This window comes from Streptomyces sp. NPDC047130, from assembly GCF_040643475.1.
GTDB lineage: Bacteria > Actinomycetota > Actinomycetes > Streptomycetales > Streptomycetaceae > Streptomyces.
In genome coordinates this window covers 19,624-35,839 of the sequence record NZ_JBEYUK010000020.1, presented here as the reverse complement: position 1 = coordinate 35,839, position 16,216 = coordinate 19,624, and the positions used below count along the sequence as shown (strand labels likewise).

Here is a 16,216-nt window from a genome sequence, read left to right as displayed (position 1 = left end):
GCAGGCCTCCGTCACTTCGCCGCGGCGAACGCGTGCCGCAGCGACGCGAGGGACGGGGCGCAGCGACCGGACGGTTCCCGCTCGTGCACGGCGTCCAGGACCCCGTAGGCCCAGTCGTGGCCGAGCCGGCGGCTCCACTCGAAGGGGCCGAGCGGGTAGTTGACGCCCAGCCGCATGGCGGTGTCGACGTCCTCCTCGGCGGCCACGCCACGGGCCACCGCGTCGAAGGCGAGGTCGATGATGCGGGCGACCGTGCGGGCCACGATCATGCCGGGCACGTCGCCGATCACGCTGACCTTCTTGCCCAGCGCCTGGAAGAGTCCGACCGCCTCGGCGAGGGTGTCCGGCGCGGTGACCGGGGCCGCGGCCAGGGCGATCCGGGTGGCCGTCCGGTAGTCCAGGGCAAGGTCGAAGGAGACCAGGTCGGGGCCGTACTCGCCGACCGTCTCGCCGTCGGCGAGGACCAGGGTGCCGCCGCCGGGGAGCACCAGGCGGCCCTTCTCCTCCTCGGCGAAGCTGTCGTCCTCGGTGCGGACCTCGATGCCGGCCTCGCGGATCAGCTCGACGAGCCCGGCGGCCGGGCCGAGCTCACCCAGAAGGGTGACATGACCGGGCGCCTCCTCGGGACCGGCCGTGCGCGGCTCGGGCCGCTCGACCCCGTCGGCGTAGGGGTACCAGCCGTGCCCGGACTTGCGTCCCAGACGGCCGGACTCGACCAGGCGGCGCTGGGCGAGCGAGGGGCGGAAGCGGACGTCCTGGAAGAAGGACTTCCAGACCGAACGGGTGACGGCCTCGTTGACGTCCTGGCCGATCAGGTCGGTGAGCTCGAAGGCGCCCATCCGGAAGCCGCCGCTCTCGCGCAGCACCGCGTCGATGGTCGCCGGGTCGGCGGCGCCCGTCTCGTACAGTTCGAAGGCCTCGGCGTAGAACGGCCGGGCGATCCGGTTGACGACGAAGCCGGGCTGGTCGGCGCAGGAGACCGGGCTCTTGCCCCAGGCCCGGGCGGTCTCCAGGGCCCGTCCGGCGGCCTCGGCGTCGGTCGCGAAGCCCGACACGATCTCGACCAGCGGCATCAGCGGGGCCGGGTTGAAGAAGTGCAGCCCGACGAAGCGGCCGGGCAGGCGCAGCGCGCCGCCGATGGCCGTGACGGACAGGGACGAGGTGTTGGTGGCCAGCAGGCACTCCTCGCCGACCACCTCCTCGAGGTCCCGGAAGAGCTGCTGCTTGACGTCGAGGCGCTCCACGATCGCCTCGACCACCAGACCGCATCCGGCCAGGTCGGACAGGGTGTCGGCCGCGGTCAGCCGGTCCCGGGCGGCGTCCCGGTCGGCTGCGGGGAGACGGCCCTTCTCGACGAGCCTGTCCAGACGGGACACGATCGCGGCCGCGGCCTCGGCGGCCCGGCCGGGGGCGGCGTCGAAGAGCCGGACGGGGTGTCCGGCGACCAGTGCGACCTGGGCGATGCCCTGGCCCATGGTGCCGGTACCGACTACTGCCACGGGGCTGTTCAGGTCGAGTGCTGTCATGAGCGCGATCCTCCCGCACGGGGTTTTCCACAGCCGCGGCGGACCCCCTTGTCCCGACCGATCGTTCGGTTACTCTAGCCCTGTCCTTCTGTTCCTGCCCAGCGCGCCGGTTCGAAGAGGAGCCGGTCCGAGGAGGAGGTGGGTCCACCCATGGCCACCGCACCGACCGCGCACGTCCCCGCCGCGTCCCCGTCCACCGACGGCGGCCTGACCGCCGCCGAGCTGACGGACCGCCACCAGGCCACGCTCGACCAGGCCCTGAAGGCGATCCGGACCCGCGCGTACTGGTCGCCCCATCCCGAACACCCCAAGGCGTACGGCGAGAACGGCACCCTGTCCGCCGAGGAGGGCCAGGCCGCCTTCCAGGCGCTGCTGGGCCGCCGCTTCGAGCTCGACCAGCCCGGCACCGACGACTGGGTGGGCGGCGAGACCTCCCCCTACGGCCCCGAGCTGGGCGTGACCTACCCGCACCCGGACGTGGACGTGCTGCTGCCGGCCATGCGGGCGGGGATGCGCGGCTGGCGCGAGGCCGGTCCGCGGCTGCGCGCCCTGGTCTGCCTGGAGATCGTCCGGCGGATCAACGCCCGCACCCACGAATTCGCGCACGCCGTGATGCACACCAGCGGCCAGGCCTTCGTGATGGCCCTGCAGGCCGGCGGCCCGCACGCGCAGGACCGCGGCCTCGAGGCGGTCGCCTACGCCTACCAGGAGCAGACCCGGGTGCCCGGCTCCGCGGACTGGAGCAAGCCGCAGGGCAAGCGCGACCCGCTCCACCTGACCAAGGAGTTCACGGCCGTGCCGCGCGGTGTCGCGCTGATGATCGGCTGCAACACCTTCCCCACCTGGAACGGCTTCCCCGGCTTCTTCGCCTCGCTGGCCACCGGCAACCCGGTCCTGGTGAAGCCGCACCCGCGGGCCGTGCTCCCACTGGCGCTGACGGTGCGCATCGCGCGCGAGGTGCTCGCCGAGGCCGGCTTCGAGCCGAACCTGGTCGCGCTCGCGGCCGAGCGGCCCGGTGAAGGACTGGCCAAGACGCTGGCGGTCCGCCCGGAGATCCGCCTCATCGACTACACGGGCTCCACCGCCTTCGGCGACTGGCTGGAGACCACGGCACGCCAGGCGCAGGTCTACACGGAGAAGGCCGGCGTCAACACGGTGCTGATCGAGTCGGCCGCCGACTACCGCGGGATGCTCTCCAACCTCGCCTTCTCCCTCTCCCTCTACAGCGGCCAGATGTGCACCACCCCGCAGAACCTGCTGATTCCGCGGGACGGCATCGGGACCGACCAGGGCCACCGCTCCTTCGAGGAGGTGACGGCCGACCTGGCCGCCGCCGTCTCCAAGTTGCTGGGCGACGACGCCCGGGCGGCCGGGCTGCTCGGCGCCATCGTCAATCCGGACGTGAAGGCGCGTCTGGAGGCCGCCGCCGACCTGGGCGAGGTCGTGCTCCCCTCGCGCGAGGTGCCCCACCCGGAGTTCCCCGACGCGGTCGTGCGCACGCCGGTGATGGTCCGCCTCGACGCCGCCAAGTCCGACGAGGACCCTGCCTACCTGGAGGAGTGCTTCGGCCCCGTCTCCTTCGCCGTGGCCGTGGACTCCGTGGACGACGCCGTGGAGCTGCTGCGCCGCACGGTCCGCGAGAAGGGCGCGATGACGGTCGCCGCCTACACCACCTCCGCCGAGGTGGAGCGGGCCGTCGAGGAGGTCTGCCTGGAGGAGTGCGCCCAGCTCTCCCTGAACCTCACGGGCGGCGTCTTCGTCAACCAGACGGCCGCGTTCTCCGACTTCCACGGCTCGGGCGGCAACCCGGCGGCCAACGCGGCCCTGTGCGACGCCGCGTTCGTGGCCAACCGCTTCCGCACGGTGGAGGTCCGCCGCGAGGCCTAGGCATCACGCCCGCCCGCGGGGCTCCCACCGGTGCCCCGCGGGCGGCGGTCCCGGTCAGGGGCCGGGCGGTCCCGCGGGGGACTGCGCGCTCCAGTGGTAGAGCGTCATCGCCACGCTGGTGGCCAGGTTGTAGCTGGACACCTGGGGCCGCATGGGCAGCGCCAGCAGCCGGTCGGCCCGGGCCCGTAGCTCCGGCGTGAGCCCGCTGCGCTCGGACCCGAAGGCCAGCACCGCGTCGTCCGGCAGCCTGACGTCGCGGAGGTCGTCCCCCTCGGCGTCCAGCGCGAACAGCGGCCCGGCCGGCAGTTCCTCGACGTCCAGCCGTTCCACCACAGTGGCGAAGTGCAGCCCCGCGCCGCCGCGCACCACGGTGGGATGCCACGGGTCGAGGGGTCCGGTGGTGACGACGCCGGTCGCCCCGAAACCGGCCGCGAGCCGGACCACGGCGCCCGCGTTGCCGAGGTTCCGAGGCTGGTCCAGCACCACGACGGGCGCGTTGCGGGGGAGCGTGCCCAGGGTGCGCAGGCCCGCATCACGGTCCGGTCGCTCGGCGAGCGCCGCCACGCCCGTCGGGTGGGGCCGGGGCACCAGGTGCCGGTAGACCGTGTCGTCCACCTGGGTCAGCAGCGCCTCGAGTGCGTCCCTGACGTCCGGGGCAAGGTCGTCGGCGAGAGCCAGCGCCGCGGCCCGGTCGGTCGCGACGGCCATCGGCACGGCGGCCCCGAAGCGGAGGGCGTGCTTGAGCGCGTGGAAGCCGTCGAGGAGCACCAGGTCCTCGGCGGCGCGGTGCCAGGCGCGCGGGATGTCGGGGAGGGCGGTCACGACCCGCAAGCCTAGGCGCACCGCCCCGGCCTCCGTCCCGCGAAGGGCGGTGGGCCGGGAGGAGCCGGGGGACCACGGTCAGCAGGCGGCGAGCGGGGGTCGACGAAAGGGAGCGGTACCGGTGTGCGGTGGGCGGGGGGCGTTAGGCGGTAGGTGTAGGTGTAGGCGGGGCAGCACCGCAGTACCGCGGTGCTCCCGTCACTTCCGCGCGGTGGTGTCCCTCGGCGGCTCGGTGACGTCGCCCGCCCCGCTGCCCTCCCCAAGGCCCTCCGGACCACCGCCCTGCGCGGGCACAGGCACGGTCGCGCCCGGTGCGGCGGTGGCGGCCTCCGGACCGGACCAGGGACCCTGGACCCCCGCCTTCTCCTTGCCCCTCGGCCGCAGGCGGTCGGTCGTGCGACCCGCGGCCCGGCCGATCCGCCGCAGGAACGTCGTGGGCAGGAACACGGAGTCGGCCACGATCATCGCCAGCGAGAAGAACGGCAGCCCCAGGACCACCGCGATCGCCAGGTGCTCCGTGATCATCAGCGCGAGCAGGACGTTCTTGACCCGGCGGTTGAACAGGGTGAACGGGAACGCGACCTGTACCGCCACCGTGCCATAGGTGATCAGCATCACCATCGTGCCGTTGGAGGCGAGCAGTTCGGCCAGCGCCGGCCAGGGCGAGAAGTAGTCGAGGTGGAGCGGATAGTGCAGGGCGGTGCCGTCCTGCCAGCGCGACCCCTGGATCTTGTACCAGCCGGCCGTGGCGTAGATCAGGCACGCCTCCGCCATGATCACCAGCAGGGCCGTGTTGTGGACGACGTTGCCCACCACGTCGGAGAGGATCCGCGCCTGGGACCGCGGAGCCCGCCGCTCGACGACCCACCGCACGGCGAGCGCGATCCACATCACCCACAGCACGCGCGGGACGAAAGGATCACCGTCGAAGGCGCCCAGCACCGTCGCCGGCACCAGCACCAGACCGGACAGCGTCCACAGCAGGGGCCCGACCCGGTCGGTGCGCGGCCGCCCCGCGCCTTCCACCCGGTCGGCACGGTCCGGGTCCGCGTCCTCGGCCATGTCCGGGGCCGCGTCCGGCGCCCCGCTCCTGTCGCGCCGCGCCCGGCGTGCGTCCAGGGACCAGACCTGCCCGCACCGGGTGAAGACCAGGTAGACGGCCATCAGGTGGAGGACGTTGTCCCCGCCGTCGCCCATGAAGACACTGCGGTTCTGCAGCGAGAGCACGCCCACCATGAAGAGGACCGACATGGTCCGGGTCCGCCAGCCCAGCGCCAGCAGCAGGCTCGCCAGGATCGCGAAGAGGTACACGGCTTCGAACCAGAGCTCCGAGCGGGTCCACAGCAGCACGGTGAACGCGCCGTTGTCCGCGACCAGCCGCTCCCCGAGCTCCCAGCTCCACGGGCCGTCCGGCCCGTACAGCTCGTGCCGGTGCGGGAACTCCCGCAGCAGGAACAGCAGCCAGGTGGCGGCGAAGCCTATCCGTATGACCGCGCTCTGGTACGGGCCGAGCGCGGTGTCGGTGACCCGGGAGACCAGCTTTCCGAAGGCGAGGGCCGGACGGTTCACCGGGTGCCTCCCGGAGCGTCGTCCGTGATCACGTTCCACCAGGGCAGCACCCGGTACCGCGGCTCCGTCTCGGCGGTCTCCCCGCTCCAGGACGGCGGCGGCACCTGCAGCGTCCGGGAGCGTATCTGTATCCGCTCGACCTCCGCCCCGTGGGTCCGGGTCAGGCGCATCACCACGATGCGTCGCAGGTACTCCTCGGCGAGCCGGCCCCGCGAGCCGACCGCGCGGTTCTCGTCGTCGTGCGAGGAGACGTAGAAGTCCCAGGCGCGGCGCAGTTCGTTCTGCTGGGTGTGGCTGGGCGCCGGGTTGCCGTCGATGGCCCGGCCGTCCTCCGCGGAGAGGTCGGTCCAGCCGACCTGTCGGGCCTCGCCGCCCTCGGCCCTCACCTCCGCGCGGACCTGCACGGCGATGTTCTGCTGGAGCGGGTTGGGGGCGAAGAGCTTCCAGTTCTGTTCGAACTCGGGGTAGATCCAGTCGTCCACCGCCTCCGCGTGCCGCTTGCTGAGCGTGTTCGACGGCGCCACGTGGAGGAACACCATGCCGAGGTGCACGCAGGCGAGGCCCGCGACCGCCGCCAGCGCCACCGCCGCGGCGATCCGGTAGGGCAGGCGCAGCGACGCCACTCCGGCCGGGGGATGCGTCTCCTCGGGAGGAGAACCGCCCTCGTGTGCTTCCATCCGCGCCCCGTCTCCCCCGTACCGGTCGTTCGCACGCACCGTACTGAGTCCCAGCGACCCCAGGACACCCCTGTGGACAACAGGATGCCGGGGTTTTCCACAGCGGTTGACACCTTACGGCGTACCGACCCACCATTGAATCGAACTAACCGAACGATCGGTCGGGAGGCCGGTCGGGCGGTACATCCGCAGACGTCCCGGAACGTATCCGAGGGGGATCCATGGCGACAGCAGCCGTTCGGGTGGCCGACGGTCCCGCACCGCCCGAAGAACTGGAGGCCGCGTTCGAGGCGGCGGTCGCGGCGGAGGAGCGCATCGAGCCCCGCGACTGGATGCCCGACGCCTACCGGGCGACGCTGGTCCGCCAGATCGCCCAGCACGCGCACTCCGAGATCATCGGCATGCAGCCGGAGGCCAACTGGATCACCCGCGCGCCCTCGCTGCGCCGCAAGGCGATCCTGATGGCGAAGGTGCAGGACGAGGCGGGCCACGGCCTGTACCTCTACAGCGCGGCCGAGACGCTCGGCGTCAGCCGTGAGGAACTGCTGGACAAGCTCCACAGCGGCCGCCAGAAGTACTCCTCGATCTTCAACTACCCGACGCTGACCTGGGCCGACGTCGGCGCCATCGGCTGGCTGGTGGACGGCGCCGCGATCACCAACCAGGTCCCGCTGTGCCGCTGCTCCTACGGCCCCTACGCGCGGGCGATGGTCCGCATCTGCAAGGAGGAGTCCTTCCACCAGCGCCAGGGCTACGAGCTGCTGCTCGCCCTGAGCCGGGGCACCCCCGAGCAGCACGAGATGGCCCAGGACGCGGTGAACCGCTGGTGGTGGCCGTCGCTGATGATGTTCGGCCCGCCCGACGCGGAGTCGGCGCACTCGGCGCAGTCCATGGACTGGCGGATCAAGCGGTTCTCCAACGACGAGCTGCGCCAGCGCTTCGTGGACATCTGCGTCCCCCAGGCCGAGTCCCTGGGCCTGACGCTGCCCGACCCGGACCTGCGGTGGAACGAGGAGCGCGGCCAGCACGACTTCGGCGCCATCGACTGGTCCGAGTTCCAGCAGGTCCTCAAGGGCAACGGCCCGTGCAACGACCAGCGCATCGGTCAGCGCCGCCGGGCCCACGAGGAAGGCGCCTGGGTCCGCGAGGCCGCAGCCGCCCACGCCCGCAAGCACGCCGTCCGGCCCACCCCGCAGCCCGCCCCGCAGGCCTCGAGCCCGGGCACGGAGAAGGAGACCGACCGATGAGCACCAGCGAGTGGCCGCTGTGGGAGGTCTTCGTCCGCTCCCGCCGAGGACTGTCGCACACCCACGCCGGCAGCCTGCACGCCCCGGACGCCGAGCTCGCCCTGCGCAACGCCCGGGACCTCTACACCCGGCGCAACGAGGGCGTCTCCATCTGGGTCGTGCCCTCCTCGGCGATCACGGCCTCCTCGCCCGACGAGAAGGACCCCTTCTTCGAGCCCTCCGCCGACAAGCCCTACCGGCACCCCACCTTCTACGAGATCCCGGAAGGGGTGCGGCACCTGTGACAACCGCTCCCACGGTCCCCCTGACGGCGGCCCTGGCCCTGGCCGACGACGCCCTGGTGCTCTCCCACCGCCTCGGCGAGTGGGGGGGGCACGCCCCCGTCCTGGAGGAGGAGGTCGCCCTCGCCAACATCGCCCTCGACCTGTTGGGCCAGGCCCGGTTGCTGCTGTCGATGGTGGGCGACGAGGACGAGCTCGCCTTCCTCCGGGACGAGCGCGCCTTCCGCAACACCCAGCTCGCCGAGCAGCCCAACGGCGACTTCGCCCGTACCATCGCCCGCCAGCTCTACTTCTCCACCTACCAGCACCTGCTCCACAGCCGGCTGGCCGAGGGCGGCGGCCCCTTCGCGGAGCTCGCGGCCAAGGCGGTCAAGGAATCGGCCTACCACCGTGACCACGCCGAGCAGTGGACGCTGCGCCTGGGCGACGGCACCGAGGAGAGCCACCGGCGGATGGCCGACGCCTGCGACGGCCTCTGGCGGTACACCGGCGAGCTGTTCCAGCCCGTGGAGGGCCTGGAGGTCGACCTGGACCGCCTGGAGTCCGAGTGGCTCACCTCCGTCGGCGCCGTGCTCCACCAGGCCACGCTGACCCTTCCGGAGGGCCCCCGGTCCCCGGTCTGGTCGGCGGGCCTCGGCCGGCAGGGGGTGCACACCGAGCCCTTCGGCCGGATGCTCGCCGAGATGCAGCACCTGCACCGCAGCCATCCGGGGGCGACATGGTGACCGACCCGTCACCGCTCACCGCCGCCGAGGAGGAACTGCTGGAGCTCGCGGGGTCGGTCCCGGACCCGGAGCTGCCCATGCTCACCCTGGCCGAGCTGGGCGTGGTCCGTGCCCTGCGGACGCTGGCCGCCGAGGACGGCCGCCCCCGTGCGGTGGAGGTCGACCTGACGCCCACCTACACGGGCTGCCCCGCCGTGCAGACCATGGCCACGGACATAGAGCGCGTGCTGCGCGAGCACGGCGTGCCCGAGGTCTCGGTCCGCACGGTGCTCGGCCCGGCCTGGTCCACGGACGACATCACCGCCGAGGGCCGCCGCAAGCTGCACGCCGCCGGCATCGCGCCGCCGCGTTCCACCGGCGGCCGCGGCGCCGGGCCGGTGCCCGTCTCCCTCGGCCCCACGCGGGCGGCCGGCGGCGAGCGGTCCGGGGACGACCCCGTGCGCTGCCCGCTCTGCGGCTCCGCGGACACGGAACTGCTCAGCCGCTTCTCGTCCACGGCCTGCAAGGCGCTCCGCCGCTGCCTGGCCTGCCGGGAACCGTTCGACCACTTCAAGGAGTTGTGATGGCGCGTCCGTCCCGCTTCCACGCCCTGCGGGTGACCGGGGCCGACCGGCTCACCGACGACTCCGTCGCGCTCACCCTGGCGGTCCCCGCGGAGCTCCGCGAGCTCTACCGCTTCACGCCCGGCCAGCACGTCCCGGTGCGTCACCTCGCCGACGGCCGCGAGATACGCCGCACCTACTCGATCTGCTCCCCCGCCCCGGCCCCCGGCTCCGACGGGCCCCGCGAGGTGCGCATCGGCATCCGCCTGGTCGCCGACGGCGTCTTCTCCACCCACGCGTTCAAGGAGATCAACCTCGGGGACACCCTGGAGGTCGGCACCCCCACCGGCCGCTTCATGCTGGAGCCGGCGCCCGGCCGGTACGCGGCCGTGGTGGGCGGCAGCGGGATCACCCCCGTGCTCTCCATCGCCGCCACCCTGCTGGAGCGGGAGCCCGACGCCCGGTTCTGCCTGGTGCGCGGCGACCGGACGGCGGCGTCGACGATGTTCCTCGAGGAGGTCGCCGACCTCAAGGACCGCTACCCGGACCGCTTCCAGCTGGTCACGGCGCTCTCCCGGGAGGAGCAGGAGGCGGGCCTCCCCTCGGGCCGTCTCGACCGGGGACGGCTGACGTCCCTGCTGCCGGCGCTGCTGCCGGTCGACGACGTGGCGGGCTGGTACCTGTGCGGACCGTTCGGCCTGGTCCGGGAGGCGGAGAGCGCGCTGCGCGGCCTCGGCGTGCCGAGGGCCCGGGTCCACGAGGAGATCTTCCACGTGGACGACGCGGGGACGGAGAACGCCGGCCCGGAGAACGCCGGCACGGGAAACACCGGGGGAGCGGCGGCGGGCGAGGCGGCGAAGCCCGCCGCGATCGGCAGCGCGGCGGCGGGACCCGCCCGGGCCTCGGTCACCGCCCGCCTGGACGGCCGCAGCGGCACCTGGGCCGTGGCCGAGCGGGAGTCGCTGCTCGAGGCGGTGCTGCGCAACCGCCCGGACGCCCCGTACGCCTGCAAGGGCGGCGTCTGCGGCACCTGCCGGGCCTTCCTGGTCTCCGGCGAGGTGCGGATGGACCGCAACTACGCCCTCGAGCCGGAGGAGACGGATGCGGGATACGTCCTGGCCTGCCAGTCGCACCCGGTGACGGAGCGCGTCGAGCTCGACTTCGACCGATAACCGATAGGGACGGCCGGCCGCCCGCCTCCCGCATCGGCGGGCGGAGGCGGTGCCGGGCCACGCCGCGGCCGGGGACCGGACGGACACATCCGGCCCACCGCGCCCGACGAACCGATCCTGAGCGGGCCGGCCCGCCCGCCCGGCTGCCCGGCCGGTCAGCCGGGCGGGCGGCAGGTCGGCAGGTCGGTCAGTCAGTCGGCAGGTGGTCGGGAGGTCGGGGCCGGGGGCCGCGGGCCGGGTCAGACGACCTGGCCCGGCTTGCCCTCGTCGTCGACGACCGGCCGGCCCGAGGCGGCCCACGCGCCCATGCCGCCGCCCACGTTCGCGGCGTCGATGCCCTGCTGCGTCAGGTACATGGTGACCTGGGCGGAACGCGCGCCGGACCGGCAGATGACGTTCACCCGGCCGTCCTGCGGCGCGGCCTCGGTGAGCTCGCCGTAGCGGGCCACGAACTCGCTCATGGGGATGTGCAGCGCCCCGGCGGCGTGACCGGCCCGCCACTCGTCGTCCTCGCGGACGTCCAGCAGGAAGTCGCCGTCCTTCAGGTCCGTGACCTGCACCGTGGGCACACCAGCTCCGAAGTTCATACGCCCGACGCTACCCGACCTCCCCCGGGGTCCGGGCTACGCCTGCCCCAGCGCCACCAGCTCCGCCTCGCGCTCGGCGATCTCACCGGTGAGCCGCTGGGCGATGTCGTCCAGCAGCGCGTCCGGGTCGTCCGGCGCCAGCCGCAGCATGGAGGCGATGGCGCTCTCCTCCAGCTTCCCCGCCAGCTCGGACAGCAGGTCCTTGCGGGCCGCGAGCCACTCGAGGCGGGCGTACAGCTCGTCCGCGGGAGTGGCACGGCGCTTCTGCACCGGCCCCGCCGCCCATTCCTCCTGCAGGGCGAGCAGCGCCCCCTCGTCGCCGCGCGCGTAGGCGGCGTTCACCCGGGAGATGAACTCGTCACGCCGCGCGCGCTCGCCCTCGTCCTGCGCCAGGTCCGGGTGCGCCTTGCGGACCAGCTCACGGTAGAGGCGGCGCGCCTCCTCCCCCGGCCGGACCCGCGGCGGAGGCTGCACGCTCCGGTCGGTGAGCATGGCCACCGACTCGGGGAACAGCCCCTGGCCGTCCATCCAGCCGTGCAGCAGGTCCTCCACGCCGGGTATGGGCGCCAGGCGGGCACGGGCCTCCTGGGCCAGGCGCAGGTCCTCCGGGTCGCCGGTGCGGGCCGCGCGGGCCTCGGCGATCAAGGCGTCCAGCTCCTCCAGGCGCGCGTACAGCGGGCCGAGCCGCTGCTCGTGCAGGCGGGAGAAGTTCTCGATCTCGACGCGGAAGGTCTCCACGGCGATCTCGTAGTCGATCAGCGCCTTCTCCGCGGCCGTGACGGCGCGCTCCAGACGCTCCTCGGGACGGGGAGCCGCTCCGGCGGCTCCCTCCGAGTGCTCGGGAGTCCGATCAGCTTCCGGGGTGGTCATCCGACCAGCGTAGGCCACACGCCAAGTGCCGCGCCCCACAAGCCGATCAAGGACCGCCACCCCCGCCGCGCCACCCCCGCCGGGCCACCTGCGCGCCGCACCAACTCCGCCGGGCCACACCCGCCGGTGCTGCGGACTGCGGGCCGCCCAAGCCGTCTCGACCCCGTCGGCCGCCCCCCGCCGCACCACCCCCACCAGGCCGCCCGCGCCGAAACCGCCCCTGCCGGCCGCCCGCGCCGCATTGCCCCCGCCGGGAGCCGCCCGCGCCGTACCGACCCCGCCGTTCCGTCCAGGTCCGGACCCCCGCCGCCCCAGCGCCGTCGAGGCCCCGGACCGCACATCCCGATCCCGCACGGACCTCCATGCACGCACCCCCGTCCGTCCGGCCAGGACCGAGCCGGAGGGCCCCCTCCGAGACCCTGGCGAAGGCCCTGTCAAAGCCCTGCAAAGGCCCTGACTACGCCCCCCTGACTACGCCCCCGTCTCCGCCGCGATCCGCCCCGACCTGACCGCGGCCACCAGATCCGCGTGGTCGGCCTCCATCCGGTCGGCGTAGGCCACCGCGAACGAGGCCACCGCCTCGTCCAGCTCCGTGTTCTTGCCGCAGTAGCCGGCCAGCAGCCGAGGGTCGGCGCTGTGGCTGTGGGCCCGGGCCAGCAGGGCCCCGGTCATCCGCGCGTAGTCGTCGACCTGGTCGGCGGCGAGCGCGGCGGGGTCCACGCTGCCCTTGCGGTTGCGGAACTGGCGCACCTGGTAGTGCCGGCCGTCCACCGTGGTCCAGCCGAGCAGGACGTCGCTGACCACCTGCATGTGCCGCTGCCCCAGCACCACCCGGCGGCCCTCGTGCTCCACCGGCGGCGTGCCGATTCCGGCGGTCGCCAGGTGCGGCACCAGCGCCGAGGGGCGGGCCTCCTTCACCTGCAGGACCAGCGGCTCGCCGCGGTGGTCCAGCAGCAGCACCACGTAGGAGCGCGTGCCGACGCTCCCGGTGCCCACCACGCGGAACGCCACGTCGTGCACCGCGTACCGGGCGAGCAGCGGCAGCCGGTCCTCGGACAGGGTCTCCGCGTAGCCCTCCAGCGCCAGCGCCACCGCCGCCGCCTCGGCGTCCGGCACGCGCCGCAGCACCGGAAGCGCCTCCACGAACCGCCGTCCGCCGTCCGGGGCCTCCTCGGTGGACTTGGCGGCGAACCGGCCGCTGGTGTTGGACCTCGCCTTCTCGGACACCGCCTCCAGCGTGCCCAGCAGGTCACGGGCGTCGGCGTGGGACACCAGCCGCTCGTCGGCGATGGCGTTCCAGGCCTCCGCGGCGGGCATCCTGGCCAGCAGCCGCAGGGTGCGCCGGTAGGACCCGGCCACGTCTCCGGCGGCCTCCCGGCAGCCCTCCTCGCTCAGGCCCGCCTCACGGCCGGCCAGCACCAGAGAGGTGGCGAGCCGCTTCAGGTCCCACTCCCAGGGGCCGCGCACCGTCTCGTCGAAGTCGTTGAGGTCCATCACCAGGCCGCCGCGGGCGTCGCCGTACAGGCCGAAGTTCGCGGCGTGGGCGTCGCCGCAGATCTGCGCGGTGACACCGGTCACAGGGGTGCGGGCGAGGTCGTACGCCATCAGTCCGGCCGTGCCGCGCAGGAAGGCGAACGGGCCGGCGGCCATGCGTCCCACCCGCAGCGGGGTCAGCTCGGGTATGCGGCCACGGCCGGACTCCTCGACCGCCGCGACCGCGTCGGGCCGTCCGGGGTCGAGGTCCAGGCGCGCGTGCTCGGCCCGGGGCGTGGAGCGGCGCAGTGCCTTGCCCCGCGCCTTCGCCCCGCCCTCGCCACCGGGCGCCGACCGGGGCGCGAACCCGCGCACCACCGGCACCCGCGGGAGACCACCGCCCACGGCGCCACCGCCCTGCCCCCGCGCGGCCGGCACCGCCGTACGCGCCTCCGTCCCCGTCCCCGTCCCCGTCCCCGTCCCCGTCCCCGTCTCCGTCCCGGTTCCGGTCACCGGACCGCCTCCCCACGCGCCGCCGAACAAGCGAATGGCGCGACGCTACCGCCGTGGCATTCCCCACAACAGGGTCGGGTCCGGGCAACGCGAAACGGCCGCCATCGTTTCCGATGACGACCGTTTCGTCGTGGTGCGCGAGGGGGGAGTTGAACCCCCACGCCCTTGCGGGCACTGGAACCTGAATCCAGCGCGTCTGCCTATTCCGCCACCCGCGCATTGGGTGTTGCCTTCCGGCTCCGGCTCCTTTTCGGTGCCGCCGCCTTCCGACATGCAGAACATTAGCACGCCCCGTGGGGTGGATTCACATCGCTTTCCGTCCATGATCCAAACCCCGCCGACAGCCCGCCCCTGACACACGGACGCCTCACCACCGCACACACCGCCGCACCACCGCCCCCGTCCCAACCCCTCCCACCCCGCCCTCGCCACCTCGCCACCGCGCCCCTCACCCTCCAGGCGTACAGACTGGTTTACGTATCAACCTTGTACCGGTCAGCCCCTCCTCCCCGCAGAGGAGACCGCTCCGTCCACAGGTGCGGGACACTGGTCGGGGAGCGCCCGTACGATCCAGGGGCGGTACCCGGCAGTAGCGGTTGAAGAGCAGGACACGGCAAGACCCGCCGAGCAAGTTCGAAGGCGGACTTCGCAGGGAACCTTCGCAGTCAGCGCAGTCGGTCCGAACGGCCGGGGGCGAGGGCCGCACGGAGCCAGACTTGGGGCGACAGGGGGAACCAGGCGATTCACTGCCGCGTGGATACGATCAGTAAGCAGTACCGGAAGCAGTACCGGAAGCAGGACAGGCCGTACGGCGAGCACGCCGGCGACTGGGACGGAGGAGGTGCCCCATGGGAGTCCTGAAGAAGTTCGAGCAGCGTCTCGAAGGTCTGGTCAACGGCACCTTCGCCAAGGTGTTCAAGGCCGAGGTCCAGCCCGTGGAGATCGCCGGAGCGCTGCAGCGCGAGTGCGACAACAACGCCACGATCTGGAACCGGGACCGCACCGTCGTCCCCAACGACTTCATCGTGGAACTCAGCACACCCGACTACGAGCGGCTCAGCCCGTACTCGGGCCAGCTGGGCGACGAGCTGGCCGGCATGGTGCGCGACTACGCCAAGCACCAGCGGTACACGTTCATGGGCCCCATCAAGGTCCACCTGTCCAAGGCCGACGACCTGGACACCGGCCTGTACCGCGTCCGCAGCCGCACCCTCGCCGGGACCACGGACCAGCAGGGCCCCGGCGGCCCGGCCCACCCGAACCCGGCGCACCCCGGCCCGGCGGGCGGCGCGGCCCCCGGCGGCTACGGCTACCCGGGCCCCGGAGGCCGGCCGGGAGCGGCCGTGCCGCCGCCCCCGATGCCCTCCACGCCGCCCGGCATGGGCGCTCCCGGCGCCCCCGGCGGCTACGGCTACCCGCCCGCGGCCGCCCGTCCGGCGGCCGTCCCCGGCGCCGGCGCGCGCACCCGCTTCTGGATCGAGGTCAACGGCAACCGCCACCAGATCTCGCGCCCGTCGCTGGTCCTCGGCCGGTCCACCGAGGCGGACGTGCGCATCGACGACCCGGGCGTCTCGCGCCGGCACTGCGAGATCCACACCGGGAACCCGTCCATGATCCAGGACCTGGGGTCCACCAACGGCATCGTGGTGGACGGGCAGCACACCACCCGCGCTACGCTCCGCGACGGCTCGCGGATCGTCGTGGGCAGCACCACCATCATTTACCGGCAAGCCGAAGGGTGAAGCGGGGGCAATGTCAGAGCTGACCCTCACGGTCATGCGGCTGGGTTTTCTGGCCGTCCTGTGGCTGTTCGTGATCGTGGCCGTGCAGGTCATCCGCAGTGACCTGTTCGGCGTGCGGGTCACCCAGCGTGGCGCCCGCAGGGAGGTCGGACGGCCCGCCGAGCGGCCCGGCCGCCAGGCCGCGGCGCCCGCTCCGCAGGGCCGCCAGGCCGCCGCGGGAGGCCGCCGCGGACGCAACACCCCGACCAAGCTGGTGGTGACCGAGGGCACCCTGACCGGTACCACCGTCGCGCTGCAGGGGCAGACCATCACCCTCGGCCGCGCGCACGACAGCACCATCGTGCTGGACGACGACTACGCGTCCAGCCGTCATGCCAGGATCTACCCGGACCGCGACGGTCAGTGGATCGTCGAGGACCTCGGATCCACCAACGGCACGTTCATGAACCGGAACCGGCTGACGACCCCCGTGCCGATCCCGCTGGGCGCGCCGATCCGCATCGGCAAGACCGTCATCGAGCTGCGGAAGTAGTACGAGAATGAGCGAGCGGAGCGAGCACGCGGCACCAGTCCCCACCCAGGA

At 73.5% G+C, this 16,216-nt stretch carries 15 protein-coding genes and 1 tRNA gene; 8 read left to right on the top strand and 8 right to left on the bottom strand.

All coding sequences use genetic code 11. The annotated features are described in order from the left end of the window. Positions 1–11: 11 nt before the first annotated feature. On the bottom strand, positions 12–1,526 hold the full coding sequence (locus ABZ836_RS22325) for a 3-hydroxyacyl-CoA dehydrogenase (RefSeq protein ID WP_361144731.1): 1,515 nt from the start codon (positions 1,524–1,526) through the stop codon (positions 12–14). 150 nt (positions 1,527–1,676) lie between these two features. Here ABZ836_RS22325 and paaN point away from each other — a divergent pair, with 150 nt between their 5' ends. Further along, entirely contained in the window at positions 1,677–3,413 is a 1,737-nt protein-coding gene (paaN, locus tag ABZ836_RS22320; protein WP_361144727.1) for a phenylacetic acid degradation protein PaaN, read from the top strand. Positions 3,414–3,467: 54 nt separating this feature from the next. On the opposite strand, the gene ABZ836_RS22315 is transcribed toward paaN, so the two are convergent. The 3 genes from ABZ836_RS22315 to ABZ836_RS22305 all read right to left on the bottom strand — a co-directional run bounded on the left by ABZ836_RS22315 (position 3,468) and on the right by ABZ836_RS22305 (position 6,481). After that, positions 3,468–4,235, bottom strand: a complete 768-nt coding sequence (locus ABZ836_RS22315) for a TrmH family RNA methyltransferase (protein ID WP_356136539.1) — start codon at positions 4,233–4,235, stop codon at positions 3,468–3,470. Between the two features lie 198 nt (positions 4,236–4,433). Next, a complete protein-coding gene (locus tag ABZ836_RS22310) occupies positions 4,434–5,804 on the bottom strand; it encodes an HTTM domain-containing protein (protein WP_361144724.1) in 1,371 nt (456 codons plus the stop codon). Next, positions 5,801–6,481 carry a DUF5819 family protein gene (locus tag ABZ836_RS22305; protein ID WP_361144721.1) on the bottom strand — a complete coding sequence of 227 codons (681 nt, stop codon included), beginning with the start codon at positions 6,479–6,481 and terminating at the stop codon, positions 5,801–5,803. Before ABZ836_RS22305 ends, ABZ836_RS22310 begins: the two co-directional genes overlap by 4 nt. Positions 6,482–6,702: 221 nt before the next feature. Between ABZ836_RS22305 and paaA the strand changes: the two genes are divergently transcribed. Genes paaA through ABZ836_RS22280 form a run of 5 tightly spaced genes read left to right on the top strand, consistent with a single transcriptional unit; the run spans position 6,703 to position 10,448 of the window. Further along, positions 6,703–7,728, top strand: coding sequence for a 1,2-phenylacetyl-CoA epoxidase subunit PaaA (gene paaA, locus ABZ836_RS22300; RefSeq protein WP_361144718.1), 1,026 nt, complete (start codon positions 6,703–6,705; stop codon positions 7,726–7,728). Further along, the gene (gene paaB, locus ABZ836_RS22295) at positions 7,725–8,012 is read left to right on the top strand and encodes a 1,2-phenylacetyl-CoA epoxidase subunit PaaB (RefSeq protein ID WP_356136531.1); all 288 of its coding nucleotides are present in this window, start codon (positions 7,725–7,727) and stop codon (positions 8,010–8,012) included. The genes paaA and paaB overlap by 4 nt, the downstream gene beginning before the upstream one ends. Continuing rightward, complete coding sequence (gene paaC, locus ABZ836_RS22290; protein ID WP_361144713.1) at positions 8,009–8,734, top strand: 1,2-phenylacetyl-CoA epoxidase subunit PaaC; 726 nt, start codon at positions 8,009–8,011, stop codon at positions 8,732–8,734. Before paaB ends, paaC begins: the two co-directional genes overlap by 4 nt. After that, entirely contained in the window at positions 8,728–9,297 is a 570-nt protein-coding gene (gene paaD / locus ABZ836_RS22285; protein ID WP_356136527.1) for a 1,2-phenylacetyl-CoA epoxidase subunit PaaD, read from the top strand. The genes paaC and paaD overlap by 7 nt, the downstream gene beginning before the upstream one ends. Beyond that, complete coding sequence (locus ABZ836_RS22280) at positions 9,297–10,448, top strand: 2Fe-2S iron-sulfur cluster-binding protein (protein ID WP_361144709.1); 1,152 nt, start codon at positions 9,297–9,299, stop codon at positions 10,446–10,448. Before paaD ends, ABZ836_RS22280 begins: the two co-directional genes overlap by 1 nt. Before the next feature lie 239 nt (positions 10,449–10,687). Here ABZ836_RS22280 and ABZ836_RS22275 read toward each other — a convergent pair whose 3' ends face one another. The 4 genes from ABZ836_RS22275 to ABZ836_RS22260 form a co-directional block, all read right to left on the bottom strand. Continuing rightward, positions 10,688–11,017, bottom strand: a complete 330-nt coding sequence (locus tag ABZ836_RS22275) for a rhodanese-like domain-containing protein (RefSeq protein WP_356136674.1) — start codon at positions 11,015–11,017, stop codon at positions 10,688–10,690. A gap of 54 nt (positions 11,018–11,071) precedes the next feature. Next, positions 11,072–11,905 (bottom strand): hypothetical protein, encoded by an 834-nt coding sequence (locus ABZ836_RS22270; RefSeq protein WP_361144706.1) that lies wholly within the window; start codon positions 11,903–11,905, stop codon positions 11,072–11,074. A 471-nt stretch (positions 11,906–12,376) separates the two neighbouring features. After that, entirely contained in the window at positions 12,377–13,816 is a 1,440-nt protein-coding gene (locus ABZ836_RS22265) for a DUF2252 domain-containing protein (RefSeq protein WP_361144703.1), read from the bottom strand. 206 nt (positions 13,817–14,022) lie between these two features. Then, positions 14,023–14,109, bottom strand: a tRNA-Leu gene (locus tag ABZ836_RS22260). A gap of 630 nt (positions 14,110–14,739) precedes the next feature. Between ABZ836_RS22260 and ABZ836_RS22255 the strand changes: the two genes are divergently transcribed. Together ABZ836_RS22255 and ABZ836_RS22250 are read left to right on the top strand one after the other, a co-directional pair. Then, a complete protein-coding gene (locus ABZ836_RS22255; protein WP_356136521.1) occupies positions 14,740–15,633 on the top strand; it encodes a DUF3662 and FHA domain-containing protein in 894 nt (297 codons plus the stop codon). A 10-nt stretch (positions 15,634–15,643) separates the two neighbouring features. Further along, positions 15,644–16,165, top strand: coding sequence for an FHA domain-containing protein (locus ABZ836_RS22250; protein WP_356136519.1), 522 nt, complete (start codon positions 15,644–15,646; stop codon positions 16,163–16,165). Positions 16,166–16,216: the final 51 nt, after the last annotated feature.